The organism is Ferribacterium limneticum (assembly GCF_020510625.1).
GTDB lineage: Bacteria > Pseudomonadota > Gammaproteobacteria > Burkholderiales > Rhodocyclaceae > Azonexus > Azonexus limneticus_A.
Window position 1 is genome coordinate 2937374 of sequence record NZ_CP075191.1, and the last position, 25810, is coordinate 2963183.

21 protein-coding genes and 1 CRISPR repeat array are annotated in these 25810 nt (G+C 60.4%); of the genes, 7 read left to right on the forward strand and 14 right to left on the reverse strand.

Annotated elements, in window-relative coordinates; all coding sequences use genetic code 11:
• Positions 1 to 158: 158 nt before the first annotated feature.
• From KI617_RS14115 to cas4, 4 genes are all read right to left on the reverse strand, one after another.
• Positions 159 to 2066 (reverse strand): response regulator, encoded by a 1908-nt coding sequence (locus KI617_RS14115; protein ID WP_226447289.1) that lies wholly within the window; start codon positions 2064 to 2066, stop codon positions 159 to 161.
• 245 nt (positions 2067 to 2311) lie between these two features.
• Positions 2312 to 5144: direct repeats of the CRISPR family, unit length 37 nt; unit sequence GTTTCAATCCACGCCCCCCGTTGCCGGGGGGCGATGC.
• Between the two features lie 182 nt (positions 5145 to 5326).
• Positions 5327 to 5617, reverse strand: coding sequence for a CRISPR-associated endonuclease Cas2 (gene cas2, locus KI617_RS14120; protein ID WP_226447291.1), 291 nt, complete (start codon positions 5615 to 5617; stop codon positions 5327 to 5329).
• Positions 5617 to 6645, reverse strand: coding sequence for a type I-C CRISPR-associated endonuclease Cas1c (cas1c, locus tag KI617_RS14125; RefSeq protein WP_226447293.1), 1029 nt, complete (start codon positions 6643 to 6645; stop codon positions 5617 to 5619). The genes cas2 and cas1c overlap by 1 nt, the downstream gene beginning before the upstream one ends.
• Position 6646: 1 nt before the next feature.
• Positions 6647 to 7285 (reverse strand): CRISPR-associated protein Cas4, encoded by a 639-nt coding sequence (gene cas4 / locus KI617_RS14130; protein WP_226447295.1) that lies wholly within the window; start codon positions 7283 to 7285, stop codon positions 6647 to 6649.
• Between the two features lie 73 nt (positions 7286 to 7358).
• Between cas4 and KI617_RS14135 the strand changes: the two genes are divergently transcribed.
• On the forward strand, positions 7359 to 7595 hold the full coding sequence (locus KI617_RS14135; protein WP_226447297.1) for an addiction module protein: 237 nt from the start codon (positions 7359 to 7361) through the stop codon (positions 7593 to 7595).
• Positions 7592 to 7885, forward strand: a complete 294-nt coding sequence (locus tag KI617_RS14140; protein ID WP_226447299.1) for a type II toxin-antitoxin system RelE/ParE family toxin — start codon at positions 7592 to 7594, stop codon at positions 7883 to 7885. The genes KI617_RS14135 and KI617_RS14140 overlap by 4 nt, the downstream gene beginning before the upstream one ends.
• A gap of 9 nt (positions 7886 to 7894) precedes the next feature.
• Here the strand turns inward: KI617_RS14140 and cas7c are convergent, their stop codons facing one another.
• From cas7c to KI617_RS14165, 5 genes are read right to left on the reverse strand one after another with little or no spacing between them, the layout of a single operon-like run.
• Positions 7895 to 8854 (reverse strand): type I-C CRISPR-associated protein Cas7/Csd2, encoded by a 960-nt coding sequence (gene cas7c / locus KI617_RS14145; RefSeq protein WP_226447301.1) that lies wholly within the window; start codon positions 8852 to 8854, stop codon positions 7895 to 7897.
• On the reverse strand, positions 8851 to 10677 hold the full coding sequence (gene cas8c / locus KI617_RS14150) for a type I-C CRISPR-associated protein Cas8c/Csd1 (protein ID WP_226447303.1): 1827 nt from the start codon (positions 10675 to 10677) through the stop codon (positions 8851 to 8853). Before cas8c ends, cas7c begins: the two co-directional genes overlap by 4 nt.
• Entirely contained in the window at positions 10674 to 11375 is a 702-nt protein-coding gene (gene cas5c, locus KI617_RS14155; RefSeq protein ID WP_226447305.1) for a type I-C CRISPR-associated protein Cas5c, read from the reverse strand. The genes cas8c and cas5c overlap by 4 nt, the downstream gene beginning before the upstream one ends.
• Positions 11375 to 13771, reverse strand: coding sequence for a CRISPR-associated helicase Cas3' (gene cas3 / locus KI617_RS14160; RefSeq protein WP_226447307.1), 2397 nt, complete (start codon positions 13769 to 13771; stop codon positions 11375 to 11377). Before cas3 ends, cas5c begins: the two co-directional genes overlap by 1 nt.
• Positions 13764 to 14735 (reverse strand): helix-turn-helix transcriptional regulator, encoded by a 972-nt coding sequence (locus tag KI617_RS14165; RefSeq protein WP_226447309.1) that lies wholly within the window; start codon positions 14733 to 14735, stop codon positions 13764 to 13766. The genes cas3 and KI617_RS14165 overlap by 8 nt, the downstream gene beginning before the upstream one ends.
• 573 nt (positions 14736 to 15308) lie before the next feature.
• On the opposite strand from KI617_RS14165, the gene exaC reads away from it, so the two are divergent.
• From exaC to KI617_RS14180, 3 genes are all read left to right on the forward strand, one after another.
• Entirely contained in the window at positions 15309 to 16829 is a 1521-nt protein-coding gene (exaC, locus tag KI617_RS14170) for an acetaldehyde dehydrogenase ExaC (protein WP_226447311.1), read from the forward strand.
• A gap of 166 nt (positions 16830 to 16995) precedes the next feature.
• Positions 16996 to 17367 (forward strand): DUF779 domain-containing protein, encoded by a 372-nt coding sequence (locus KI617_RS14175; RefSeq protein ID WP_226447313.1) that lies wholly within the window; start codon positions 16996 to 16998, stop codon positions 17365 to 17367.
• Between the two features lie 14 nt (positions 17368 to 17381).
• Positions 17382 to 17714: a c-type cytochrome gene (locus KI617_RS14180; protein WP_226447315.1), complete on the forward strand. Its 333-nt coding sequence runs from the start codon at positions 17382 to 17384 to the stop codon at positions 17712 to 17714.
• A gap of 152 nt (positions 17715 to 17866) precedes the next feature.
• Here the strand turns inward: KI617_RS14180 and KI617_RS14185 are convergent, their stop codons facing one another.
• The 5 genes from KI617_RS14185 to pedF all read right to left on the reverse strand — a co-directional run bounded on the left by KI617_RS14185 (position 17867) and on the right by pedF (position 22428).
• Positions 17867 to 19360 (reverse strand): sensor histidine kinase, encoded by a 1494-nt coding sequence (locus KI617_RS14185; protein ID WP_226447317.1) that lies wholly within the window; start codon positions 19358 to 19360, stop codon positions 17867 to 17869.
• Between the two features lie 323 nt (positions 19361 to 19683).
• Positions 19684 to 20217, reverse strand: a complete 534-nt coding sequence (locus KI617_RS14190) for a cytochrome b (RefSeq protein WP_226447319.1) — start codon at positions 20215 to 20217, stop codon at positions 19684 to 19686.
• Positions 20214 to 21152, reverse strand: a complete 939-nt coding sequence (locus tag KI617_RS14195; RefSeq protein WP_226447321.1) for a YVTN family beta-propeller repeat protein — start codon at positions 21150 to 21152, stop codon at positions 20214 to 20216. Before KI617_RS14195 ends, KI617_RS14190 begins: the two co-directional genes overlap by 4 nt.
• Before the next feature lie 9 nt (positions 21153 to 21161).
• A complete protein-coding gene (locus tag KI617_RS14200; RefSeq protein WP_226447323.1) occupies positions 21162 to 22010 on the reverse strand; it encodes a substrate-binding periplasmic protein in 849 nt (282 codons plus the stop codon).
• On the reverse strand, positions 22000 to 22428 hold the full coding sequence (pedF, locus tag KI617_RS14205; protein ID WP_404826721.1) for a cytochrome c-550 PedF: 429 nt from the start codon (positions 22426 to 22428) through the stop codon (positions 22000 to 22002). The genes KI617_RS14200 and pedF overlap by 11 nt, the downstream gene beginning before the upstream one ends.
• A gap of 266 nt (positions 22429 to 22694) precedes the next feature.
• On the opposite strand from pedF, the gene KI617_RS14210 reads away from it, so the two are divergent.
• Both KI617_RS14210 and KI617_RS14215 read left to right on the forward strand, forming a co-directional pair.
• Positions 22695 to 24686, forward strand: a complete 1992-nt coding sequence (locus KI617_RS14210; RefSeq protein ID WP_226447325.1) for a sigma-54-dependent Fis family transcriptional regulator — start codon at positions 22695 to 22697, stop codon at positions 24684 to 24686.
• Positions 24687 to 24788: 102 nt separating this feature from the next.
• A complete protein-coding gene (locus KI617_RS14215) occupies positions 24789 to 25799 on the forward strand; it encodes a GSU2403 family nucleotidyltransferase fold protein (RefSeq protein ID WP_226447326.1) in 1011 nt (336 codons plus the stop codon).
• Positions 25800 to 25810 lie beyond the last annotated feature (11 nt).

The window sequence follows — 25810 nt, forward strand, 5'->3', positions numbered from 1 at the left end:
ATTCCTGAATATTCCCATGAACTGCACAGCATTGCCCCGAAGAGGCGCTCGCTTGCTTGGGCCTGACCCAACGCCATCCATGCCTGGCTCCCATTTGCAGCTTTCCGGGGTGAGCAAGGGCGCTACAACACAGGAATCCTGGCCTGGCGCCTTTCCTGCTATTTCGACAAACAGCGCAGCAAGGCTGCGAAGAACAGTTCCGGCTCGACCGGTTTGGCGACAAAGTCGTTCATGCCGGCATCCCGGCAGCGCTGGCGGTCGTCATCGAAGGCATTGGCGGTCATGGCGATGATCGGCAGTGAGGCGAACTGCGGCATGGCCCGGATCGCCCGTGTTGCGCTCAGGCCATCCATGACCGGCATCTGCATGTCCATCAGGACCAGGTCGTAGTGCTGTTTGCCAATTGCCGCGACGGCCTGCTGACCGTCGCCGGCGATATCAGCCACCAGCCCGACCTCTTCGAGCATGGAGAGGGCAATTTCCCGGTTGAGCAGGTCGTCCTCGACCAAGAGCAGTCGTTTGCCGCGACTGATCGCGGCCAGTCGACGCATGGTCTCGCCGGCATCGAAGACGGGGGAAGGCAGCTTGGGCGCATGGTCAATGCGCAGCCGGGCCGTAAACCAGAACAGACTGCCCCGCCCGGGCTCGCTGCTGGCGCCGGCATCGCCCCCCATCAGCCGGGCAAAGCGGCGGGTGATGGCCAGGCCAAGGCCGGTACCGCCATGGCAGCGGGTCGGTGAATTGTCGATCTGCTCGAATTCCGAAAACAGCGTTGCCATATCTTCAGCGGCAATGCCGACACCACTGTCCTCGACCTCGAAACGCAGCAGGACATCGTCGCCGTCGCGCTCGATCAGGCGGACCCGCAGCATCACACCGCCGGCATCGGTGAATTTGAGCGCATTGCTGACGTAATTGAGCAAGGCTTGCTGCAGGCGAACGCTGTCGCCGATCAGGTGTTCGGGAATCGCCGGGTCAATCTCGGTTGCCAGCGCCAGTTGTTTGGCCGCCGCGCGCTCTTGCTGCATGGAGACCAGATTGCCGATCAGCATTGGTATCGACAGCGGCAAACTGGCCAGCACCAGCTTGCCCGCCTCGATTTTCGACAGATCAAGTACGCCGTTGATGAGGTCGAGCAAATGCCGGCCGGCCGTATCGATCTTGTCCAGATGCTCCGCCTGCCCGGGCAGCAAGCCTTCGCGTCGGATCAGATGGAGCACGCCGGTGATGGCATTGAGCGGCGTACGGATTTCATGGCTCATGTTGGCCAGGAAGGTGCTCTTGGCCCGATTCGCCGCCTCGGCGGCGTGCATGGAATCGGACAGCGCGGCGGTACGTTCGGCAATCTGCGACTCAAGCTGGTCCCGATGGTTTTCCAGTGCCACCTGCGCCTGATCGCGCGCCCTCGCCCAGTTGGCGCCCAGCCAGTTGCCCCAGGCGATGCCGGCCAGGCCAAGCAACCAGATAACAAGGTGAGTGAGCCCGAAGCCAACCTTGGAACTCGCCACCTGCTCCAGATAGGGCGCCAGCGGCAGGTTCAGGCCAGTCGCCCCGCGCATGTCGCCGGTCTTGTAGCCGAGGATGCCATGGCACTTGTCGCAGCCCGGCTCCATGAACATTGCCCGCAGATAGCGCAAATGGGGCTTGCGCTCGATGTCCGTCACGGCCCAGACCTCGGTCGCCTCGCCGCGCGTGAAGCGCTCCAGCTGCTCACTCTCCCAGGCATCCGGCGCATTGCCGGGGTTCAGCTGGCGCAAACCGATAATGCGACCGCGCACACCGTAATCGGCGGCATACAAGTCCATCATCTGGCGCAGCATCGAAGCCGGATTGAGCAAGGTCAGCTGCTGCCCGTCCGTCGTCTTCACGTCTCGCCCTGAAACATGCGACAGCCACGGAATGGATTTCTGGGTCTCGGTGATCGGCACGTAAACACCGCCATGCAGCGTCCCCCAGCGCCGGAAGGAAATATCCTTGTTCAGGTTAGCCTGGGCCTCGGTGTAGGCCAGCTTCATGATCTGCGCTTCGGTATTGCGGAAATTCCAGAAAACGGAAAAGCCGATCATCGCAGTCCACAAAAAGACCGCCAAGAGCAAAAGGCGACGACGCAGATGATGACTTGCCATTTGGGATAACTAAAAAATCTGCCCTGAAAATTCAATCAATTAGAAGAAATCTAACGCACTTTGCCATGAATACCAAAAACACATCAGGCGCTATTGATTCAGCTCAGTGAAGTTCGAATCATGACGCCACAGAAATTCGACGCATCAACTCCGAAGCCGTGGCATCGTCAGCGCTTATTCAGCCTGTGTCAATCCACGCTCCCCGTTGCCGGGGAGCGATGCCTTCGGCGTCATGCTTTTCCGATCCGGAAAAGGCGTTTCAATCCACGCCCCCCGTTGCCGGGGGGCGATGCTCCGAAGCCGGTGCCCCGTCCGGTGGCAGCTTGATGTTTCAATCCACGCCCCCCGTTGCCGGGGGGCGATGCTCAGATCGGTAGTAGATTTGGCAGTAGCCATGATAGTTTCAATCCACGCCCCCCGTTGCCGGGGGGCGATGCCCGAGTAGGCGCGTTCAAAAGGGGTGGATTTAGGCGTTTCAATCCACGCCCCCCGTTGCCGGGGGGCGATGCGCGTATCTGGCGGGGATACCGGTGTCAAGAGCGCAGTTTCAATCCACGCCCCCCGTTGCCGGGGGGCGATGCGCGCACCCGCGAAGCCAACGGCGAATACCGCAACATGTTTCAATCCACGCCCCCCGTTGCCGGGGGGCGATGCGCGGCGTCGGAGCCCATGCTGCGCATGTTCAGACCGTTTCAATCCACGCCCCCCGTTGCCGGGGGGCGATGCGCCCGAGACATCGGCGTGCATGGCGTAGTCGGCGAGTTTCAATCCACGCCCCCCGTTGCCGGGGGGCGATGCGTAACGCTGAGTAACGCGACAGCAGCAGGTCGCGGTTTCAATCCACGCCCCCCGTTGCCGGGGGGCGATGCGTAGCGATAAAGTTTCCCGGCCGGCCCTTGCCGGAGTTTCAATCCACGCCCCCCGTTGCCGGGGGGCGATGCCTGATTCAAGGTAAGGCCCTCGCCTCCGCCGACGTTTCAATCCACGCCCCCCGTTGCCGGGGGGCGATGCCCACCAGCCTGTGGAACGCCGACACCTGCCCGGCTGTTTCAATCCACGCCCCCCGTTGCCGGGGGGCGATGCGCGAGACGCAGGTCGGGCCGATGTATGCCGATCGGTTTCAATCCACGCCCCCCGTTGCCGGGGGGCGATGCGCATGGGGCGCGGCACGATTGGCAAGGAGTACGCGTTTCAATCCACGCCCCCCGTTGCCGGGGGGCGATGCTTGGGCGAAACGCAAATTGGAGGCTCAATAATGGAGTTTCAATCCACGCCCCCCGTTGCCGGGGGGCGATGCGATGTGCCAGCGGGGCGCCAAGATGTTCGATGCTGAGTTTCAATCCACGCCCCCCGTTGCCGGGGGGCGATGCGCTCGCACTTGGCTGGGTAAAGATGCTTGCCGCAGTTTCAATCCACGCCCCCCGTTGCCGGGGGGCGATGCCTTCGACGGCGCGCAGCTGGGCCAGATAGGGCGCGTTTCAATCCACGCCCCCCGTTGCCGGGGGGCGATGCACGGCGCTGCGGGTTTCGGCAACGGCGCGACCGATGTTTCAATCCACGCCCCCCGTTGCCGGGGGGCGATGCCGGACGCCGGCGAACCATCGGGCGGCAACTTGATGTTTCAATCCACGCCCCCCGTTGCCGGGGGGCGATGCTTCCCAGTCGCCTTTCTTGAGGTAGCCCCCGATGGTTTCAATCCACGCCCCCCGTTGCCGGGGGGCGATGCCAAAGGACCACGGTATCAAGGGGGAAATGTCCTAGTTTCAATCCACGCCCCCCGTTGCCGGGGGGCGATGCCATGACGCTACCGTTGGCGTTTCCGATGCTTTTGGTTTCAATCCACGCCCCCCGTTGCCGGGGGGCGATGCTGGAACCGGGGCGCTGGAACGATCACGATTGACCCGTTTCAATCCACGCCCCCCGTTGCCGGGGGGCGATGCGCAGGCAGCAACGGTCAAGCAAGCCTTGACAGTTGCCGTTTCAATCCACGCCCCCCGTTGCCGGGGGGCGATGCAAGGCGGCGACGTGTTCCGGGGTAAGCATTTCGTCCGGTTTCAATCCACGCCCCCCGTTGCCGGGGGGCGATGCTTCCTTGATCCGCTGGTCCGTGAAGGCGTAGTCAGGTTTCAATCCACGCCCCCCGTTGCCGGGGGGCGATGCGTGACAAAGGCTGTTGATGCGCTTCCCATCGTCCTGTTTCAATCCACGCCCCCCGTTGCCGGGGGGCGATGCGCATCAATGTCCGTACTCTTACGCAACTGACGCTGTTTCAATCCACGCCCCCCGTTGCCGGGGGGCGATGCCCCGGCCATCAACCGGATTGAACGCCAGCGCAAAGTTTCAATCCACGCCCCCCGTTGCCGGGGGGCGATGCACTAGGTTGCTGCTGATTTCATCGAGCTTGGTATAGTTTCAATCCACGCCCCCCGTTGCCGGGGGGCGATGCTTTGCTTTGGAAGAGAAGAAATCAAACAAGTCTTGTTTCAATCCACGCCCCCCGTTGCCGGGGGGCGATGCTCCTTGATTTCTTCAATCAGGTGGCGAATACGCTGTTTCAATCCACGCCCCCCGTTGCCGGGGGGCGATGCTAGACCCTGTTGTGCATCCATCGGCCACGAGCAGCCGTTTCAATCCACGCCCCCCGTTGCCGGGGGGCGATGCCCCAACATTTCCATTAACCGAAGTAACAATGGATGTTTCAATCCACGCCCCCCGTTGCCGGGGGGCGATGCAGAAGCCGACACCTGCCAAGAAGACCAAACCAGCGTTTCAATCCACGCCCCCCGTTGCCGGGGGGCGATGCGAGGGTGCGAACAAGTCGATTGATGCGTTCAACGCGTTTCAATCCACGCCCCCCGTTGCCGGGGGGCGATGCTCGGTGACCTGTCACCGGCCATGCTGGCCATCGGTGTTTCAATCCACGCCCCCCGTTGCCGGGGGGCGATGCGCAATAAATCCTCATTATCTAAGGAGCTTTAAATGTTTCAATCCACGCCCCCCGTTGCCGGGGGGCGATGCTCATCTCCCGTAACCTTCGAGAGCAAAAGGGAAAAACGGCTGCGTTGCGCGAACCGTCTGCCTCATGAGCGAAAAGCATCTTACTTGAATCGACATCGAAGTTGAATCTACAGAAAATTCAGCCTCTTGCAGCGCGCGCGAACCTCCCGGGGAAATGCCGGTCACTCGACGTTCGCGCAAGCTCATAGGATCAACGGTGCGTCGAAGTCGGTTGCCCGGAAGCAGCCGTGTTCTCGCACCTCATACCCGCGCAGTTCGGCGATGCGGTAGAAGCGGAGATTGTCTTCTTCGGCCTTGATCTCGGCGATCAGGTCGCGTTCCAGAGCTTCGAACTGCGCCCTGTCGATCTGGCATTCGAAAACGGATTTCTGTACCCGTTGGCCGATACCCTCGCACAGCTTGGCAACGCGGCGCAGGCGGCGACGGCCTTCGCGGGTTTCGGTGTTGACGTCGTAGCAGACGATAACCAGCATCAGCGCACCAGATAGGGCAGGTATTGATCGGTATCGCCGCGCAGCGTGCGCGCCAGCAGGCGGGCCTGGACATGCGGCAACAAGCCGAACGGAACAGTTTCGGCCAACAGCGGGTGAGTGAGTGCTTCCTGCTTGCGCTCCTGATAGGCGACCAGCACCGCCTTGCGTGCATCGCCTTCGAGCAGCACGGCGCCACCTTCCCGTTCGACAAAACCATCTGCACCAATTTGCCCACGATTGATCAGCGAAAGCGCCAGGCGGTCGGCAAAACTTCGGAATTCCTCCATCAGGTCTAGCGCCAGGGCGGCGCGCCCCGGTCGCACGGCATGCAGGAAACCGATCTGCGGATCGAGCCCAGCCGCTTCGATGGCCGAGCGGCAATCGTTCATCAACAGGGAATAGAGAAAAGAGAGCAGCGCATTGACCCGGTCACGCGGGGGGCGACGGGTGCGCCCATCCATGCGGAAGTCCTCCCGTGCCGCCGGGCGAATGAGGTAATTGAGTGCAGCAAAATACTGGCGCGCCGCCTCCCCTTCGATGCCGCGCAGGGTATCGAGGTCGCCGGCGGCTGGCAGTGCGCGCAACGAAGCCGCCAGATCGTTGGCCCCGCGGGCAAGCACGGCGGCATCATCCTCCGCCTTGCTCTCGCGGGCGCCGCGCAAGAGTACCTGCCGACAATTGCGCACCTTGCCGGCAATGCAGTTGCGCGCCACCCCAATGGCAAACGAGGAATCGCCGGCCAAGCGGTATTGCGCCTGGCGCAGCAGCACGTTGCCGGAGACAGCCCCCTCCAGCCGCGCCTTGAATCGGCCGTTGGCATCGAGCAGCACGAGGGCGACGCCTTCCTCGGCCAGGCGATGCATCAAGGGCAAGGAAACCGAAACCTGGCCAAAACAAACGACGGCGCCCAGATGGTGCAGCGGCACGCGCAAGCGGGTTTCATGCTCGACCTCCAGACGCACCGTGTTGTTATCGAGATGGACGTAGCTTTCCGGCAGCGTCACATAGAGGGTGTTCAACAGCTGCATTTCAGTCCTCCGCTTCGAACAGGGTGGCGAATGCTGCAGCCCGCCCGGCATCGGCATGCAGCGCCTCGGGCTGGCAAAGGTCGTGCAGCGAGCAGGCCCGGCAGTGATCGTCAGCCAACGGCGGCGGCGTCACTCCGGCCGCCAGCATGTTGCGCACGCCGGCAATCGCTTCTTTCGTTTTTGCCCTTAAATTCTGGTCAACCGCAACAATGCGCCGCCGCCGTGAGGAGGCGTAATACAGCGCGCCTTCCGGCACCGGTCGGCCAAACATTTCCTCCAGGCACATGGCCTGCGCCGCCAATTGAACATCATCGCAGGCGGCAATATCCGCCCGCTTGTGGCGGGAGCCGTGCTTGTACTCCACCGGGTAAGGCGTGCCATCGGGCAGGAACTCCACCACATCGGCCTTGCCGACCAGGCCGAGACTGTCGCTAAACAAGGGCAGCGCCCGCTCCACGCGCAGACCATCGCGGAGTTCAAAACCCGGGTCATCCACCCGCTTGTGCAGCGCCTGCCCGCGCTGGGTGTAGAGGTTTTCTGCAAAGACCTGCTCGATGTGGATCAACGCGCACTGGCGCGGGCAGTAGCACCAGTGCTGCAGCGCGGAAAGGGGAATGGGATCAAGCGGTTCGGCTACCATCGCTCATCCCCGCCGATGGCTTTGGCAACTTGCTTGAGTTAGCATTGCCCAAGCCTTACCGGAGGTTCTCACCATGATCAATTCCCCCCTTGAAGATATCGAAGCGGCCGCCCTGCAACTGACGCAGGCCGAGCGTGCAAAGCTGGCAGAACGCCTGCTGGTCAGCCTTGACGAAGACGACGAAATCCTCGCCGCCTGGGTCGAAGAGGCCGAGCGCCGGGGCGATGCGTTCGATCGTGGCGAAATGGGCGCCATCGATTTCGACGAATCGATGGCCCGCCTCAAAGCCAAGCTCGCTGCCGCCGCATGAAACTGATCGTCCTCAATGCCGCGCAGGCAGAACTTGAGGAGGCACAGGCCTATTACCTGCAACACGCCACACCTGGCATCGCTGCGGCTTTTGTCGCCGACTACGAGAGCAGCGCCCGCCGGCTTCTTCAGTTTCCCCAAGCCGGCACCGCGGTATCCCAGCGCTTGCGCATATTGCCGATGCGTCATTTTCCATACTCAATCGTTTATCAGGCGACAGCCGAAACCATCACGATCCGCGCCATCGCCCACCAGCGCCGCCGGCCCGGGTATTGGGGCGGGCGGCGCTGAGCGGAAAAATCACACTGGCTTGAGCCGGTCGATCAGCGTTACCCCGGCCGGCAATTCGGCTTTATCGATCGTAACTTCGTAATCGCCAAAGCTGCGCGGCACCTCCACGTCGTCCTTGCGCTTGATCTTGATGCGCTCGAAAAGCGCGTGCGCATGCGCGTTGCCCAGTTCCGAATCGTGCTTGAAGACGTACAGCCCGCGCGTCGCCATTTCGCCGCGCGCGGCTGAACGGTCATGTTCGAACATCTGCTCCAGCGCCAGCCAGAGCAATTCCAGGTCGTTCTCACCAAAGCCGGTCTGCTTGGCGAGGAAGGAAGAAACAAAGCCGTGGGCAACGTAGATGCCGTAAGGAACGGTGTGCTTACGGCCCATGGTGCGCTCTTTCTCCAAATCCTTTTCATTCGTTACTGCCATACGAGTAATCGAATGTTCAAGGGTCACAATCGGGTCAACGGAACGGGCAAACGTCAGCTGAATCGGGCCACGAACCTGTCCAGCTGTTTTCTTCAGCTTGCTTTCGCCACCCTCACCTTCACTTTTGTCACCGGTAGTCATTACCGCCCCGAAGGTTCGGACGTCATAGAAGTTCCAGCACATCCAGTCACGAGCAACATCTTCATAGTGCCGCGCCGGTTTCGGGTTCTTTTTCTTGTCTTTCTGCCAGGCCATCCAGGCATCCAGCGCAGCTTTTGTTTTCTCGTCGACTGAGTAAGGGCGCTCAATTTGGTGATTCAGTACGCCTTTCTCTCGGATAAAAATATCGTGTTTTTCAGTCGGCGTGCCGTCTGGAAACGATTTAACCAACTGCACAAAGTTGCGGACCTTTCGCTTGAGGGAGACATCCGTCACCAACCCATGGCCGGATTCGGCATCCAGACGAGGCAGATTGCCGGCATCCGGATCGCCATTGGGGTTGCCGTCGCGGACGTCGAAGACCAGGACAAAGTCGTAGCGATTATTCAAGCTCATTTGGATTCTCCCTCGGTGGATTCAATTTGGGTAACGACAGATTCAGGCTTGCGGTAATTCCGCTGGTGGTAGTAGCCGAGAGCAAAGCGGCCTTGGTCTTGTAAAACCAGGTGTTTCGGAAAGTCCTCAAGGCCATCCATGATTTCGCCGATGAGCCGCTCGAAATACTTGGCCTCGCGCTCATCCAGTTTCGACAGGTGATGATTTTTCAGTCGCAACAAAGTGGCAAACACCGCTGCCGGCGTACTGGATGCCGCCCCGTAGTAGCGATCACGAATTGTTGATTTTGGATTGACTGCCTTTTCCTGGACTCTCTCCAACACAGAGAAAAGGCGCCCAAGGCGATAAGCTGGATTGACATTGGCGGGATCGAGCATTTCGGAAAACTCCTGAATAAAAGAAAAATCTGAATTTCGTTTTGATCGGTTAAAGCACGCCTTGATGACTGCCGCCCTGAGATAGGAAACCTCCTGCTCCGCTCGGCAGCGGATAATTGCGGCATTGAGCCAACTGGCCGGATATGCTCCGCCTAATAGGACGGATCGCATGATCTCGCCTGCAAGATTTGGGTTGATGTTTTCAGCTTTTCCCCTGACTGCACAGGCCGAAAGCAAACTCGGGGTTTTTTTCCATTCCCGATGGTCCAGAATCGGAAATTCAGGATCATTCGATCCACGGATAACGCGCAAATCCTGGAACCAAGTACGAATAGCCAGGCCAATTTCGCTTACCGTAGCGGCATGCCAGAAACGGACAGAGAGGCGTGCAGAATTGGGGGCCAGGCCGAGAACGTAAAACTTGTCTTGCCCTTCGCCACCGTCGAATTGACCGCTTTGCACCGAGCCCAACAAGCTGCGGATACGGTCGGCGCGAGCGTCGGGATCGTCATCGTCGGGATCGCTAAATACGTCACCAAAGCCCTCTTCAATCGCTAAACCACCCTTTTTCGCCCAAAAAACGGTGGAAGCGTCGCCCACTTGGAATCGCTGACGGGTCTGGTAGTCAAGCAAATGATTAAGGGCCGTGGTGTAAGCAAAAGCAGCCACCACTCCAATAGGTGCGTTTTCGCCTTGACGCTTTGTTTTTCCGTAGGACTCGTAAGCTCTTTCATTAAAAGAAACGATGTCGGCCCCCGAAGTTTTGGCGCCCTTAACCCCCTTGATACTTGAGTGAATGCGCTGTATTCCCAGATACTCCCCCGTGACCAAGCAAATTCCTTGGATCGCTTCGGCTCCTTCTTCCGCCTCTGAACCAGCCGACGCAGCAGCAACCGCTGGCCGTTGGCAAACAAGGTCGCTCTCCGGATAAAGCCGGAAAGTCAGATTGGGATTGGTCTCAAGAATTTCTGGCCAAGCTGGTTCCTTATCCAGCAAAACTGCACCGCCAGCAGCGTAGAACGCTTCGATGGCCTGAATACCAGCATCGGAGCGCACCGCCTCGGGCAAATCCAGCAGGCGCTGACGAAATGCCGCATGCTGTTTATCTAACCGTATCCGGTACTCTTTTTCCTTTCCGTCCCGTTGCTTCTGTTCCAGCTTTTTCTTGTCTGGAAGCGCCAACACATACTCGGCATTACCCCAGAATAGATTGGCTTCGATATTGACCGACTTTTTTAGCCCTTTCGGCACCAGATACCGCCTCGCCACCTTCTTCTTACCGCTTGGCTGGCGGGTATCAGTTATGCCCAGCGGCTTGCCCTCCGCGCTCAACTCGATGACAAAGGGGATTTCCTTGTCCTCAAAGCCGAAGCGCGGCAGGCGACGCTTAGGATCAGGATCGTCGGCTTTGCGCTGGTAGTAGTCATATAGAGCTTGCAGAATCATCCCATCACCTGCGCAGAGGAAAGATCAATCACCCCGGACTGTAGTTGGGCACGGAAAAACTGCGGCTTTGGGTCGTCTGCCGCAGCAAAGTCCATGTCATAGAGCATCCAGCCAAGATCACGGGTTTCGGCGATGGGTAACTTGGCGCTTGCCGAGGCATCGGCCAGTTGAAATCGGGCTGAGAACTCGCGGCAACCAAGGTAAGGCTGATTGACGCACTGCCCTTTCTCCGCCCGACGCTGAAACATTTCGCGATACTTGGTCGGATTTTTCAGCGCATCGTCGCCGACCAGCACAAGATCGGCATGAAGGCGGTAAGCCACATCGCGCAGGAACAGCCCGGCCCGCTGCTGGCGGTCGTCCTCGACATACAGCGCCAGATTGCCCCGACCGGCATTCATCGCCGTCTGGGCATTACGCACTGAAGCCGTTGCCGAGACTTCGTTGCGTCGTACGCTAATCCAGCGGATCGGCTCCAATACCTCTATGCGGCGCACCTCCCAGCGAATCGCCGGTTTCCACAAAATGGCCTCGAATATCGAACGCGCTGCTGATGGCGTAATCACGTCGTAGGAAACCCGCTCGACTTTCATCTCCGGGCGCGTAAAACAGGCGAAGTCGCCTGAGACTTCAAGACAGAAACTACTCATCGTTCCTCCATTTCTGAACTGAATTAAGTTTTGCTTGGTGGCGGTCATTACTTGATGAAACTCCCCGGATCGCCTGGCGCGCCGTCTACATTCAGGCCGAGAATCGGGTGATAAAGCACATCGTTTTTAGGCGACTGGATGTAGATGCCAGGAAAGTCGTCGCCAAGGGGGAGCACATCGCCACTGTTCAGTAAGCGCGCCAGGTCGTCGGCGTAAACGCTAACGCCATAGCCTTGCAACTCGCGAAGTAACCAGCGTTGCATGCCCTCCTTCTGTAACTTGGCAAGCAGGATGTCGATATCTTTATCTTCGCTGTTGCGGTAATAGCGGACGAAAATGGTGGCACCTTCTTTTTCGTCGATAAGCCGGAATTTATTGGCGGCGCTACGGAATTTCACTTCGCCGTTTCCCTCAAAGCGCAGATCGACGGCAATCTGATGCTTGTCCAGCACGGCATCAGCGTAGAGGCTCTGGAAATACCTGGTGAAGTGTTCGACAGCCAGCGGATCGGCATCGGGCGGCAACATGCCCCAAAGCTTACGTGTCGCACCTTCGGCCATGCGTAGCAAGCCGGGTGGCGGCAGTTTGGGCGGGACGAAGACGTACACTTGCCCTTCTGCCAGCCGCCCCTCGCGGTTGCAACGTCCGGCTGCTTGAGCGATGGAATCCAGCCCAGCGAGAGCACGATAGACAACGGGGAAGTCGATATCGACCCCGGCTTCAACAAGTTGGGTGGATATGACCCGTATCGGGACAGGCGTTTCGCCTCTCGCTTGGGCTTGTCGCCTCGCGGTCAGTAACGCCTTGATCCGTTCGATCACCCAACTGCGATGGCGGGCACACATCAGGCCGGAGAGGTGCCACAGATCTTGGGAATCATCCGTTTCCTGCCGCACGGCTTGGTATAGATCACGAGCATCGACGCGGCGGCTGACGATGGCGAGCATGGCCTCATGGGTAGCCAGTTGCGGAGCCAGTGCCTGCCAGTCTGGCAATGGTGTCAGACTTTCGGGGCGATGGACGCGTACCCGGCTCAGGGCTTCGTAAAGCGCCGGTACGTTGTCGATGATTTCGCGGACTTCGCCGGGAGCAAAACTCCGCAAGCCCCGGGCTTGGTCGAATCCGGTGCGGCTTTCCAACGCTGGTTGGGTGGCCGTGCACAACACAATGCTGACGCCGTAGTCCTGAACCAGCAGGCGCAGCACGTCGACGACGGGTTGCAGAAAGTCGACTGGCAACAACTGCGCCTCGTCGAGCACGATGACGCTGCCAACTAGGTTGTGGAGCTTGCGGCAGCGCGAGGTGCGGCTGGCGAAGAGGCTTTCCAGCAATTGCACATTGGTGGTGACGATCAGCGGCGCATCCCAGTTTTCGCAGGCCAGCCGGGAGCGGTGGGTTTCCTGTTTGGGATCTACTTCAACGCTGCTGTGATGTTCGACGACATTCTCTTCGCCGAAGATGTCGCGAAAGATACCGGCGGTTTGCTCAATGATGCTGGTGTAGGGAATGGCGTAGATGATGCGTCGTTTTTGCTGATGCCGTGCATGGTTGAGCGCAAACGCCAAACTGGATAGCGTCTTGCCTCCACCGGTCGGCACGGTAAGGCTGAAGAAGCCCGGCGCCTCGCTTGCCCGGTCGAGACAGCAATGCAAAATATGCCGCCTTTTCCGGTTGACCGCAGAATCCGCCTCGCCGCGCTCGGCAACATCGCGTTCCATGTTGTCGAGATGCTCGGTCAGCCGCTGTGCCATCTCGTCCAGACTCAGGAAGCCGTTCCGGCCTTCGGATTTGTCATACGCCATGAAGCGCTCGGTATCGAGAAAGTCGGCATCAACAAGGCAGGAAAACAACATCCGTACCCAGAGGGCAAAACGGCCGTAGATGTCTGAGCCATCGCGCTTTTCAACATGAGCCTTGAGGGTGGCCAGATCAGGCAAGGCGTTTTCCGGTTTGAGGATGTTTTTCGGGGTTCCTGTCGCCGTAGCTTCTTCCATCTCTCGTTTGCTGTCTGCCTTGTGGAAGCGGGTGGTCAACTCGCCTTGCCAGTCGCCCAAGCCAGCGTGATGCCCAGCAATGAGATAGGCCATGACGCGGGCGATAGCGCCACCAGTTTGCGGGTCGCGCTCCGGCAAATATTCGATTGCCCACAGTGCACCGGCAGCGGAGTGGGTTTTGTCTGCGTCGGCGATTCGCCCTTCGATGTGAGCACTGGGATCGCCGCATTGGCGGATATAACGCTGAAACCCCGGACGATGCTTGCCCAGGTCGTGCCAAAGTCCGGCCAGAGCTGCCCACGTTGAAGATTCAAAGGTGGCGGCGAATCCCCCTGCTCGGCCTGATACCGCAAAGGAGTGGCTGTCGAGCGGATGCGCAATGAGTCGCTCCCCATCCTTCCGGATATGCGCGATGAACTCACAGTCGTCGATATCCATTTCGTTACTCATCCCCATACCTCCCCACCGCCGCCTTCAACAAGCCCACGACCTTCTCCCGCAACCCCGCCGGCCCCACCACCGCGCAATCCGGCCCGTATTTCAAAATATCCATGATCAACTCCGGGTCGTTGCTGTACGGCAGGCGTAGTTGGTAGCTGCCGTCATCGAGGAAGCTGCCTTGCTGCTCCGGGTGCCAGTGTTCGGCGGCAACCCAGCGGGCGCGTTCGGGAGTAAAAACGAGCGTTGCCCATTGCACCTCGGCGCCGGCGAAGATGCCGTAGCCGGCGCCGAGTGCAGCGTCTAGCTCGGCTTCCGGGATGTCGCGGACAGCGCCATCAATGGGTTTGACCGTTTTGATGGCATCGACCGCAAAGCTGCGCAGTTCGTCGCGCAGGTGGCACCAGGCGTCGAGGTACCAGTTGTCGCGGTAATGGGTGAGGCGTTGCGGCGAGATTTCACGGTCGCTGCTAACGCCATTGCTGCGTGCGACGTAGCCGATGTTCAGCCTGCGCCTTTCCATAAGGGCGGCGGCAATGTGCTGAAAGTGTTGCGGCGCGTAGTGGCGGGCGGCGGCGCTCAGGATGCGAACGCGTCGGGCGATGTCGTCGGCCGAGTCGGTGGCGCTTTCGAGCATGCCGAGCAGGCGCTGGCGCAGCGGGCCGATGTGTTCGGCGAGCAGGCCGCCGGCATCGAAGGCGGCGAGCAGTTGCTGCATGCTGAGCAGGGCGTGAATTTCGCCGGCTGAAAACCAGACGCCGGGGAGTTCGTAGCGTTCGACGCTGGTGTCGATGCGGTAGGTGCCGGTGTCACGATCACAGATGATGGGTACCTGCATGCGTTCCTTGAGATCGCGCAGGTCGCGGTGCAGCGTGGCACGTGAGACTTCAAGGCGTTGCTGCAGTTCGGCAAAGCTGACGCTGCGCCGCGAAAGCAGCATGCGTTCAATGATGCCGAAACGCTCAGATTGAGTCATATCCAACTCCCAGGAAGTTGACGCCATCATAGCCGCCTGTACTTGGCAAATATGCTTTAAGCACGCCGGTCACCACGGAAAGCAAGCGACAAACAGGCCGAAAACCAAGGCGAAGAAAACGAGTTGATCCGGATAGTGGCTGGTTTCCATGGACTGCTCCGCGAATGTATTGGTGTGACTTTGCCTGGGCAAAGTCTCAAGGCGTGAGACTTGCAGCGCCAAAACACGAGATTGCTCGTTTTTTATTAAGGGGATGTGATTTGCATAACGAGGAGTGGCACCGATTCTGTTTGCCATCATGAAAAGTCCCGTTGCCGCCACTGCTCCATAACTGAACACCTGTTGAGCAGTTGATCACGCAATTGCCTGAAGCAGGCCATGGTGCGCTCCACACCACGGCGTCAAGCCTTTGAAAATTAGTCGATTTTCCCGGTCAAGCGTGGATCTGGCATGGCTGGCACGTGCCATGCAACTTATGTGGCACGAGTCACGGCAGATCACACAAGAAGCAACCGAATCTGCCGGCCTTGAGTTACCCGTTCGCAACTTCATTCAAGAACACAGGAGACAAACATGCTCTACGCAGCCCCCGGTACCGCCGGCGCCAAGATCGCCTACAAAGCTCAATACGACAACTTCATTGGCGGCAAGTGGGTCGCCCCGGTCAATGGCCAGTACTTTGACGTCGTCACCCCGATTTCCGGCAAGCCTTACACCAAGGCTGCCCGCTCCACCGCCGAGGACATGGAACTGGCCCTCGATGCCGCCCATGCCGCCTTCCCGACCTGGGGCAAGACCTCTGCCGCCGACCGTGCCAACGTGCTGCTGAAGATCGCCGACCGCCTCGAAGCCAACCTCGAAATGCTCGCCTACGCCGAGACCGTCGATAACGGCAAGGCCATTCGCGAAACGCTGAACGCCGACATCCCGCTCGCCGTCGACCATTTCCGTTACTTCGCCGGCTGCCTGCGTGCCCAGGAAGGCGGCATTTCGGAGATCGACGAAAACACCATGGCTTACCATATCCACGAGCCGCTCGGCGTGGTCGGCCAGATCATCCCCTGGAACTTCCCGATCCTGATGGCGGCCTGGAAACTGGCCCCGGCCATCGGTGCCGGCAACTGCGTGGTTCTGAAGCCGGCCGAATCGACCCCGATCTCCATCCTGATCCTGGCCGAACTGATCGCCGATATCCTGCCGGCTGGCGTGCTGAACATCGTCAATGGTTTCGGTCGCGAAGCCGGCATGCCGCTCGCCACCAGCAAGCGCATCGCCAAGATCGCCTTCACCGGCTCGACCTCGACCGGCCGCGTCATCGCCCAGGCCGCTGCCAACAACCTGATTCCGGCCACGCTGGAACTGGGTGGCAAGTCGCCCAATGTCTTCTTCGCCGACATCATGGACAAGGATGACAGCTTCCTCGACAAGGCCATCGAAGGCATGGTGCTGTTCGCCTTCAACCAGGGCGAAGTGTGTACCTGCCCAAGCCGTGCCCTGATCCAGGAATCGATCTACGAAAAGTTCATGGAGCGCGTCCTGAAGCGTGTGGCTGCCATCAAGCAGATCAGCCCGCTCGATACCGACTGCATGATGGGCGCCCAGTGCTCGCAAGAGCAGATGAGCAAGATCATGTCCTACCTTGATATCGGCAAGCAGGAAGGCGCTGAATGCCTGATCGGCGGCGACCGCGCCCATCTGGGTGGCGACCTCGAAGGCGGCTACTACATCCAGCCGACCATGTTCAAGGGCCACAACAAGATGCGCATCTTCCAGGAAGAAATCTTCGGGCCGGTGCTGGCTGTGACCACCTTCAAGGACGAAGCCGAAGCCCTGGCCATCGCCAACGACACCATCTACGGTCTCGGCGCCGGCGTCTGGAGTCGTAACGGCAACGTCGCCTACCGCATGGGTCGCGCCATCCAGGCCGGCCGCGTGTGGACCAACTGCTACCACGCCTACCCGGCGCACGCTGCCTTCGGCGGCTACAAGGAATCCGGTATTGGCCGCGAGACCCACAAGGTCATGCTCGACCACTACCAGCAAACGAAGAACCTGCTTGTTTCGTACAGCGAAAGCAAGCTGGGCTTCTTCTAAGCACCATCTTCGGCGCCAACCGGCTGTCGCGCCCATCCCCGGGGCGCGCCGGCGACTGGCTGGCGCCAAGGAGCATCTCCTCCACTGCCCCACATTATTGCGGGCAACTCTTCGGGGGCGGGCAACCGCCCCCATTTTTTCAAACACCGTTCTTTAGGAGATTCACATGGTCGACCGCGTCATCGCCACCCCGGCAACGCTCGAGCTGATCGAGCTCCTGAAACAGCAATACGGCCCGGAACTGATGTTCCACCAGTCCGGCGGCTGCTGCGACAACAGCGCTGCCAACTGCTACCTGCCGACCGACCTGACCATCGGCGCCTACGATGTCCATCTTGGCGATATCGGTGGCGTGCCCTTCTACATCAGCGCCTCGCAGTACGAATACTGGAAGCACACGCAACTGATCATCGACGTCATCGATGGCCAGGGCGGCACCTTCTCGCTCGAAGGTTCGACAGGCAAGGCCTTCCACACCCGTTCGCGACTGTTCACCGATGCCGAATGGGCCGAGCTGCAGGCGGCCGGCCTCGTTTAACCAAAGGAAAACCCATGAACCAGCAATTGACCCGTTCCCTGCTGCCTGGCCTTGCCGCGGCGCTCATCCTCGTTGCCACAACGCAGGCCCAGGCTTCGGAAGCCATCGTCAAGAAAGCCCGCTGCGTTGCCTGCCACGCCGTCGATGCCAAGCGCGTTGGCCCGGCCTACAAGGAAGTTGCCGCCAAGTACAAGGGCGACACCAAGGCGCCAGCCATGCTCTTCGACAAGGTTCGCCACGGCGGTTCCGGCAACTGGGGGCAGGTACCGATGATTCCCCATGCGGCCGACAAGATCAGCGACGACGACCTGAAGGCCGCCGTGCAGTGGATTCTGGCGCTGGAATAAAAGACTGTCGCGCCCCGGTTTCGGCGCGGATAAAGGGAGAACAGCAACTCCCCAACAAGAATGGCCTCAGGCCATCTTTATGAAACCAGAGAGCGTCCGGCTGGCCGATGCCAGTCCGGACGCCCTGCCCGAATCAGTTGCAGAGGCGTCGCTTAAGACGGGTTCAGCGCCGAAGAACGAGCCGCAGCAGTGCTCGAATCCTTGAGCAGACGAACGGTAAACCAGAAGGTACTGCCAACGCCCGGCTTGCTCACGGCGCCAACCTTGCCGCCCATCAGTTCAGCCAGTTGTTTGCAGATGGCCAGCCCCAGGCCAAGGCCGCCGTAGGCCCGGGAAAAAGAACCGTCGACCTGCTCGAACGAGTTGAAGACCCGGTCGAGTTTCTCCGGAGCAATGCCGATGCCGTTATCGGAAACCGCAAACCGGCACAGCACGGCATCGCCGGGAACCTCCGCGATCTCGCAGGCCACTTTCACGGAACCGCCACGCTCGGTGAACTTGATGGCATTGGCCGCAAATTCGCTGACGATCTGGCCGATGCGCGTTGAATCGCCAAAGAACGCCACGCCATCCCATTTCGACAGGTCGGCCACCGATAGCGAGATTTCCTTTTCATCAGCCAGCGGGTGCAGCTGCGACGAAACCCGCTTGAGAATCGAATTCAGGGAAAAAGCATTGCATTCCAGCGTCAGGCGCCCGGCTTCGAGCTTGCTGTGCTGGAGGATGCCGTTGATCACGTGGAGCAGCCGGTTTTGGGCATCGCCCATCTTGAGCAACTGGTTCTGGGTTGTCGCGTCGCTCGCATGGCGCTTCATCAGCTCGGTAATACCCATGATGCCGCTCAATGGCGTCAGCAATTCATGGCTCATTGTTGCCAGGAAGGTGTTCTTGGCCCGATTTGCCGTTTCGGCCGCTTCCTTGGCTATCGACAAAGCTCGCGTCCGCTCGGCCACCAGCTCCTCAAGATGCAGATGGTGGCGCTCCAGCTCGGCCTCCATGCACTTTCGCTCTGCGATTTCTTCCGCCAGATTGCGGTTTTTCTTGAACATGCGCAGGCGCAGCTGGGAAGCGTAGTAGCCGAGCAGGATGCAGCGCAGGAGGACCAGCGCGAAACTCATCAGAATGACGACCGACTCGAAAGTGGAAGGATTCGCCAGGCCAATCCGCTCGCCGCGAAAGACCACCAGCACCGCACCGGTCGCCAGAATGGCCAGCGCCCACATGATGACCGCACTGCGCAGGGAAAGACGCAGCGCCGAAAAACCGAAAATGATGAAAATGATCGACAGGAAATAGGTGGCGATCGGTGGTACCCAGACCACGAAAAAGAGATGGACTGCTATGGCGTAGACCATCTGCCATTCGGTCAGCTGCGAGCTCTTGGTGTGGTCGCTGACGCCCGTCCAGTGCAACAGCGAGAAAATCAGGACATGGCCGATTCCCAACAGGCCGTAGACCAGCGGCACCTGGCCCTGAACCGTTCCCGCGGCAAAAAACAAGGACAGCAAGAAACAATCGATCAGGTAGCTGACGCCAACCGCCATCACCATCTTGATCCGGTAACGATGCCGCCGGTCGCGCAGCACTTCGTCGCGGTCGGTTATGCCCGGGGCAATCGTCCAAACATCATCCAGGTTCGAAATCATCTCTTCGCGCAGTAATTGGGCCAGCAAGCAATTAAAAGGGTACTCATCACACCGCTCTCAAGCACTGATCGCTACTCCAGCTCTCTCTGAACTTTCATCACTTTAGATGAAAGGATTGCCAGATTATATGACAAAAGTGATAGTTTGCGATGAGCGCTGCTTGAAATCGTCGTATCAAAATAATGGCAAACGATCTCCGCCCAGCAATGAAAACGCCACCCGAAGGTGGCGCTGGCTGGCATTTCCGGCCACCCGATTCGGCTAGCCATCGCAACATCTATTACTTTAGTCAGAGCAACACTGCTCCGCCGTGGAGCAGTTGTTCAGTTTTTGAACAAGCCACCGGGCAACATGCGCTGGATGGTGCCGTCACGTTTGAGCACATGCTTCAGGGCGCCGGCCACATGCAGGCCGATCAGGGCGGCTCCACCCCAGACAAAGGCGAAGTGCAAGAGCTTGAAAGTGCCGTTCAGGGACTCGTCCGGCCAGCCCGCCTTGGCGATTTCAAAGCCAAAGAACTTGAGCGGATATGGCGTGAACGACGAGGCGAGGTAGCCGGCCAGCGGCGCCATGACCAGGAAGACATAAAGCAGATGGTGGGTGCCGGTCGCGACCTTGCCTTCCCAACCGCCCGAAACCGCCGCCGGCCCTGGATTCCGGGCTCGCCAGAGCAGGCGGATGGCGACCAGCAGCAGCATCAGTAAGCCGAGCGATTTGTGCAGGCCGTAGGCAGCGCTGCGTTCGGCCCCCTTGGGCAGATCGGTCATCGTCCAGCCCAGCCAGAGCAGCCAGACGACGATAACAGCCTGTCCCCAGTGGAGCAGGATGGCCGGCAGGGTATAGCGTTGGGCGCTCATCGAATGCTCACTCCCCAGGGTAGTTCGCCGACCGTGATGTCGGCCAGTTTCTTGTAGCTGGCGGTGTCGATGACCGACACGCTGCCGGAGCGGCCGTTGGCGACGTAGAGCTTGCTGCCATCCGGCGTGATCGCCATGTTCCACGGGCGTTTGCCAACTTCGATGGTAGCAACGACGGCATTGCTGGCCACGTCGATGGCCATCACTGACGGGTCACGGCCATTCGAGACGAACACCCGCTGGCCATCCGGATGCACTGCGATTCCGTTGGGGTACTGGCCGGCGGTGATTTCGGCCATCACGCGGCGCGTTGCCACATCGATGGCGTAGACCTTGCCGGCCATTTCGCTGGCAACGTAAGCGCGGCTGCCATCAGGCAAAAAGCCGATACCGCGCGGCCGCTTGCCAACCGGAATGCTGGCCACCTGCTGGCGGGCCGCGACATCGACGACATCGACCTGCTCGGCCTCTTCGGCGCTGACATAGAGCCAGCGGCCATCCGGGCTGAACACGGCATGCTCGGGGTTCTTGCCCAGCACCTTGATGCGCGCCAGTTCATTGCCCTGCGGGGCGCCGAGCAGAACAACCGCGTTGTCGTCCTCGACTGCCACGGCAAGCAGCTTGCCATCGGCCGACAGGCTGATGCCCTCGGGTGAATCGCCGAGCCGCACGCTTTTCGTCAATTGACCGGTAGCGCTATCGACGATCAGCAGGCTGCCGGTCTTGCCATCGGTCAGGTAAATATTGCCCGGCCCGACCGCAATGCCGCGCGGACGCTGGCCGACGACAATGTCGGCCTGCCGCTGGTCGGTGGCGGTGTCGATGACGCTGACCGTGGCCGACTTTTCATTGGGCACATAGGCCAGTGGCCCGGCCCAGGCCAAGCCGCCGAAGGCTGCCAGGACGGCGGCAGAAAGAACGCTGATCAGTCGCATGGTCGCCTTTCAGGCTGGCTGGTGGGAAATGCCGTGGCGCTTGAAGATGGCGGCGATGGTGCCGTCCTTCTTCAAGTCAGCCAGCGCCGATCCGATGGCTTCGGCCAGCGCCTGCTCCTCGACCTTGACGGCCATGCCGAGCGGCCAGTGATCGACCTTCAGTTCGGGAAACTTCGGGCTATCGAGAACAGCCTTGTCCTGCCCCTTGAGCGCGGCCTCCAGCTCGGCACGGGGCGCCAGAACAGCGGCCACCTTGCCTTCAGCCATACCCTTGGCGGCCTCGGCCACGGTCTTGAAGTGCACGACGTTCTCACGCAGCCGGCCATTCAAGACACCGAGCAGGAAGGAATCAGCCAGCGAAGCGGTTTCGACACCGATCTTTTCCCGGGTGAAAATTTCCAGCGCCACTGCCGCCGAACCGGCCAAGGCGTGCGGCACACGCTCCGGATTGCGGGCCAGGGCGAGCGTTTCGAGATGGTAGCTACCGAAGATGCGCACCTTGTCGTTGGCGCGCGCCAGATGCTCGTCGACCGGCACGTGCATCATCACATCGGAGGGCTGGGCGCCGAGGTAATGGCCTTTCCAGACCATGTTGCGCAGGTCGTCGTTCATGTCCTCGTCGGCGTTGTAGCCGACGATTTCGGCCGTCAGCCCAAGCTTGCCGGCGATCGCCCGGGCAATGTCGGCATCGATCCCCTTGCCGCCCGCCATCGCATAAGGCGGGAAGTCGTTATAGACGGCGACGCGCAGGCGGCCGCGCTGACGAATGGTTTCAAGGCTGTCGGCCAGGGCCGGCAGCGCGGAGAAGATAGGCAAGGCAGCGAGCGCCTTTAGCCAGAGACGGCGATCATTCCTCATGGACAGTTTCCAGCCAGGTGCGGATGGCCCACATGGCTTCCTGGCTCAGCGTGCCTTCGAACGGCGGCATATAGACGCGGCCGTCGCGCACGGCGCCCTTGCGGATGCGCTGCAGGAAGACTTCGTCGCCTTCGTCACCGAGCGGCAGGTAACGCAGGTCAGGCGCGATACCGCCGGAAACGCCCCCGAGGCCGTGACAACGAGCACAGTTCTGGTTGTAAGCGGAATCTCCGATACGAATTGCGGTCTTATCCTTGCGGTAGGGGTTGCTGGCCAGGAAATCGGCGCCGACATTTTTGAGGCCGGTCGTATCGACGGCCTGCGGTACGACGTCACCGTGTGCCAGAACCTGCTGGGCCGTCATGCCGATGAAAAGAGCGGCGGCCACAGCGCCGAGTTGTCGGATGGGATGTTTCACAATGTCTCCTTGTTTGATTGCGGGTTGCTACTTTTGTGAGTAGCTGTCTGCAAACCCTGTGCCAGGTGACGCCAGTTAGAGAAACGGGCACGGGCAGCAGGGCTTCTCCGGAGAGTCTGAAAAAACGCGATGGCGAGTTAACTCCTGGCACACCACTTGCTAAACTCTGCAGCGCACTGCTCGCTTAATTGCTTCTAAAAAGGGCAGGTGTTACGTTATGAAACAACAAAACAACAACGATAAATTCTGGGTGTACCGGAGGCGAGATGGGACAAATTCAATTGCTGGCCGAAGTTCATGGCCAGCGCCTGCAACAGGCAAGACAGCTATTCTTTGATCAGGGCACCCTGCCCGAGGGTCTGGTCGACCCGCTGATTCTCCGCTCGTGGGAACGCTGCCGGCGCTTTGGCCTGGCCGAACTGAGCCTGACCCCGGCCACCGAAGCGATGGATCGCGTCGCCCTGAAAACGGAACAGGACCGCAACCGCTACCTGCTGATGCAGGGCCGACCGATCATGGAACACGTCTTCGAGCAGATTCGCGATTCGGGCAGCATGGTCATCCTGGCCGACGCCAACGGCCTGCTGCTGGAAACCGTCGGCGACCCGGAATTCGTCAACCGGGCCGATCGCGTTGCGCTGTCGGCCGGCGCCTCGTGGGACGAGAACCTGCGCGGCACCAACGCCATCGGCACCGCCCTGTCCGAAGAAGCGCCGGTCGCCGTGCTTGGCGGTGAGCATTTCATCGAACACAACGGCTTCCTGACCTGCTGCGCCAGCCCGATCTTCGGCCCGGATGGCCGACTGATCGGTGTCCTCGACATTTCCGGCGATTACCGCAGCCATCAGCGCCACACGCTGGGCCTGGTCCGCCTGTCCTCGGCCATTGTCGAAAAGCGCCTGTTCGAATCGATCCACGCCCGCGACATCCTCGTCTGTTTCCACAGCCGCCCCGACTACCTGGGCAGCCCGAAGGAAGGCATCGCGGCCGTCTCGCCGGATGGCCAGGTGCTGGCGATCAACCGCAACGGCACCGACATCCTCGGTATCCGTCAGGTCGATGCCGTGCGCCGCGATTTTTCGATGGTCTTCGAGAACAATCTGTCCGCCCTCGTCGACCGTCTGCGCCACAACCCGCAGGGAACCTGCGAGATCAATGTCGGCGGCAAGGTCATCAACATCCAGCTGCGCGGCCAGTTGCCGCCGCTCGCCGTGGCCGGGCGGGTCTTCGACGAACCGCCGGCCCAGCGTGCCCCGCGTCGCCCGGAAGCCTCAGGCTCTGCCACGCCGACCCTGACACTTGACACACTGAACACCGGCGACCCGCGTATGCAGGCCGCCATCGACCGTGCCCGCCGCATGCTGGGTCGCGACATCCCGATCCTGATCCAGGGCGAATCCGGCGCCGGCAAGGAAATGTTTGCCAAGGGCTTCCACAACAGCGGCCCGCGCCGCGATGCGCCTTTCGTCGCGCTGAACTGCGCCTCGATTCCGGAAACCCTGATCGAATCCGAACTCTTCGGCTATCAGGGCGGCGCTTTCACCGGCGCCCGCAAGGAAGGCGCTCCGGGCAAGATCCAGCAGGCCCACGGCGGCACCCTCTTCCTCGACGAAATCGGCGACATGCCACTCAACCTGCAAGCCCGCCTGCTGCGCGTGTTGCAGGAACGCTGCGTCACGCCGCTGGGCAGCACCCGCTCGATCCAGGTCGACATCTCACTGGTCTGTGCCACGCACCGCAAGCTGCGTGAAGAAGTCGCCCGCGGCTCGTTCCGCGAAGATCTCTATTACCGACTGAACGGCATGAGCGTCACCCTGCCCGCCCTGCGCGAGCGCACCGACATCCGTTCCATGGTCGCCAAGCTGGCGGCTGTCGAAATCGCCGCGCGCGGCGGCCCGGTCAGTTTCTCGGAAGGCGCCCTGCGCGCCATTGAGCAATACGGCTGGCCAGGCAATATCCGCCAACTGTTCAACGTCATCCGGGTCGCCATTGCGCTGCTCGACGACGATGAAACCCTGATCACCGAAAGCCATCTGCCGGAAGAACTGTTCGAATCCTCTCCGCTGGCCCCGACCAGCAGCGCCCCGGTTTACGACCCGTGGGCCGCCGCCCCGCTCGAAGGCGCCAACAGCATGGATGCGATCAGCCGCCAAGCCGCCATGCGGGCACTGGAATCAGCCGGTGGCAACATTTCCTCCGCCGCCCGGCAACTCGGCATCAGCCGCAACACGCTGTATCGCAAGCTGGGGCGGATGTAAGAGGGAACAATGCAGCTTCGTCAGTCAAATAATTCAATAGACCACTGATAAATAAACGTTTATCCTGAAATTTAAATAAATTAATATTTCAGGATAAACCACTTGAAAATAGATACTTACACCGATGAGCAGCGCCGCACCCTGCTCAATCTAGACCAGTATTACAGCGCATTCAAGGACGCCGAGATCGAGTTGCGCCGACTGGGCAACCCGCTGCACTGGAAGACCGTCAACGGCAAAGACTATCTCTACGAGATCATCGATAGCCGGGGCAACGCCAAAAGCCGGGGGGCGCGATCGCCTGAAACCGAACGAATGCATGCCGAGTGGCACCAGGCGCGCGACCGCCGAAACGGCGCCAAGGAAGCCATCGGCGAAGTCGGCCGAATGTACCGAGCGCTGCGGCTGGGTTCGATTTCCCCTGAGGCGGCCGCGATCCTGCGCGAGGCGGATATCCGCGGCATGATCGGTAGCGCGTTCATCGTCGTCGGAACCAACGCCATGCCGGCCTATGAGATCGAAGCACAAGCCAGAATCGGCGCCGGTCTGGATGAAACCCAGGATTTCGACATGGCGTGGATCGGCTCGCTCAAACTGCTTGAGGCCGGAAAAAAGCAAAATCCGCTCTGGGATATTCTGAAAGCCGTCGACTCAACCTACACAATCAATCAGGAGCGAAGCTTTCAGGCCCGCAACGCCAAAGCCTACGAAATCGAACTCTTGGTCGCCCCCAGCCGGGTCGCAACGCTCATTGCCGGCGACAAGCCAGCACCGCTGCCGCTACCTGAGCAGGAATGGCTGCTCAACGGGAAATTCGTGGACCACGTCATCTGCGCCCGCGACGGTAGCCCGGCCCGTATCGTTGCCCCCGACCCGCGCTGGTTTGCCCTGCACAAGCTATGGATGAGCGATCAGGAAAAGCGCAACCCGCTGAAACGCCCCAAGGATCGCAAGCAGGGGGAACGACTGCTTGCAGCTATCGAACACTTCATGCCGCACTACCGCATGGACAGCGATTTCGAGGCCGAATTGCCGGACGAACTTCATCCTTACTTTGCGGCATGGCGCGAGCAGAACCCCAGGAAATCTGCTTTGGCTGGAAGTACCTGGTAATCGTTGTCGGA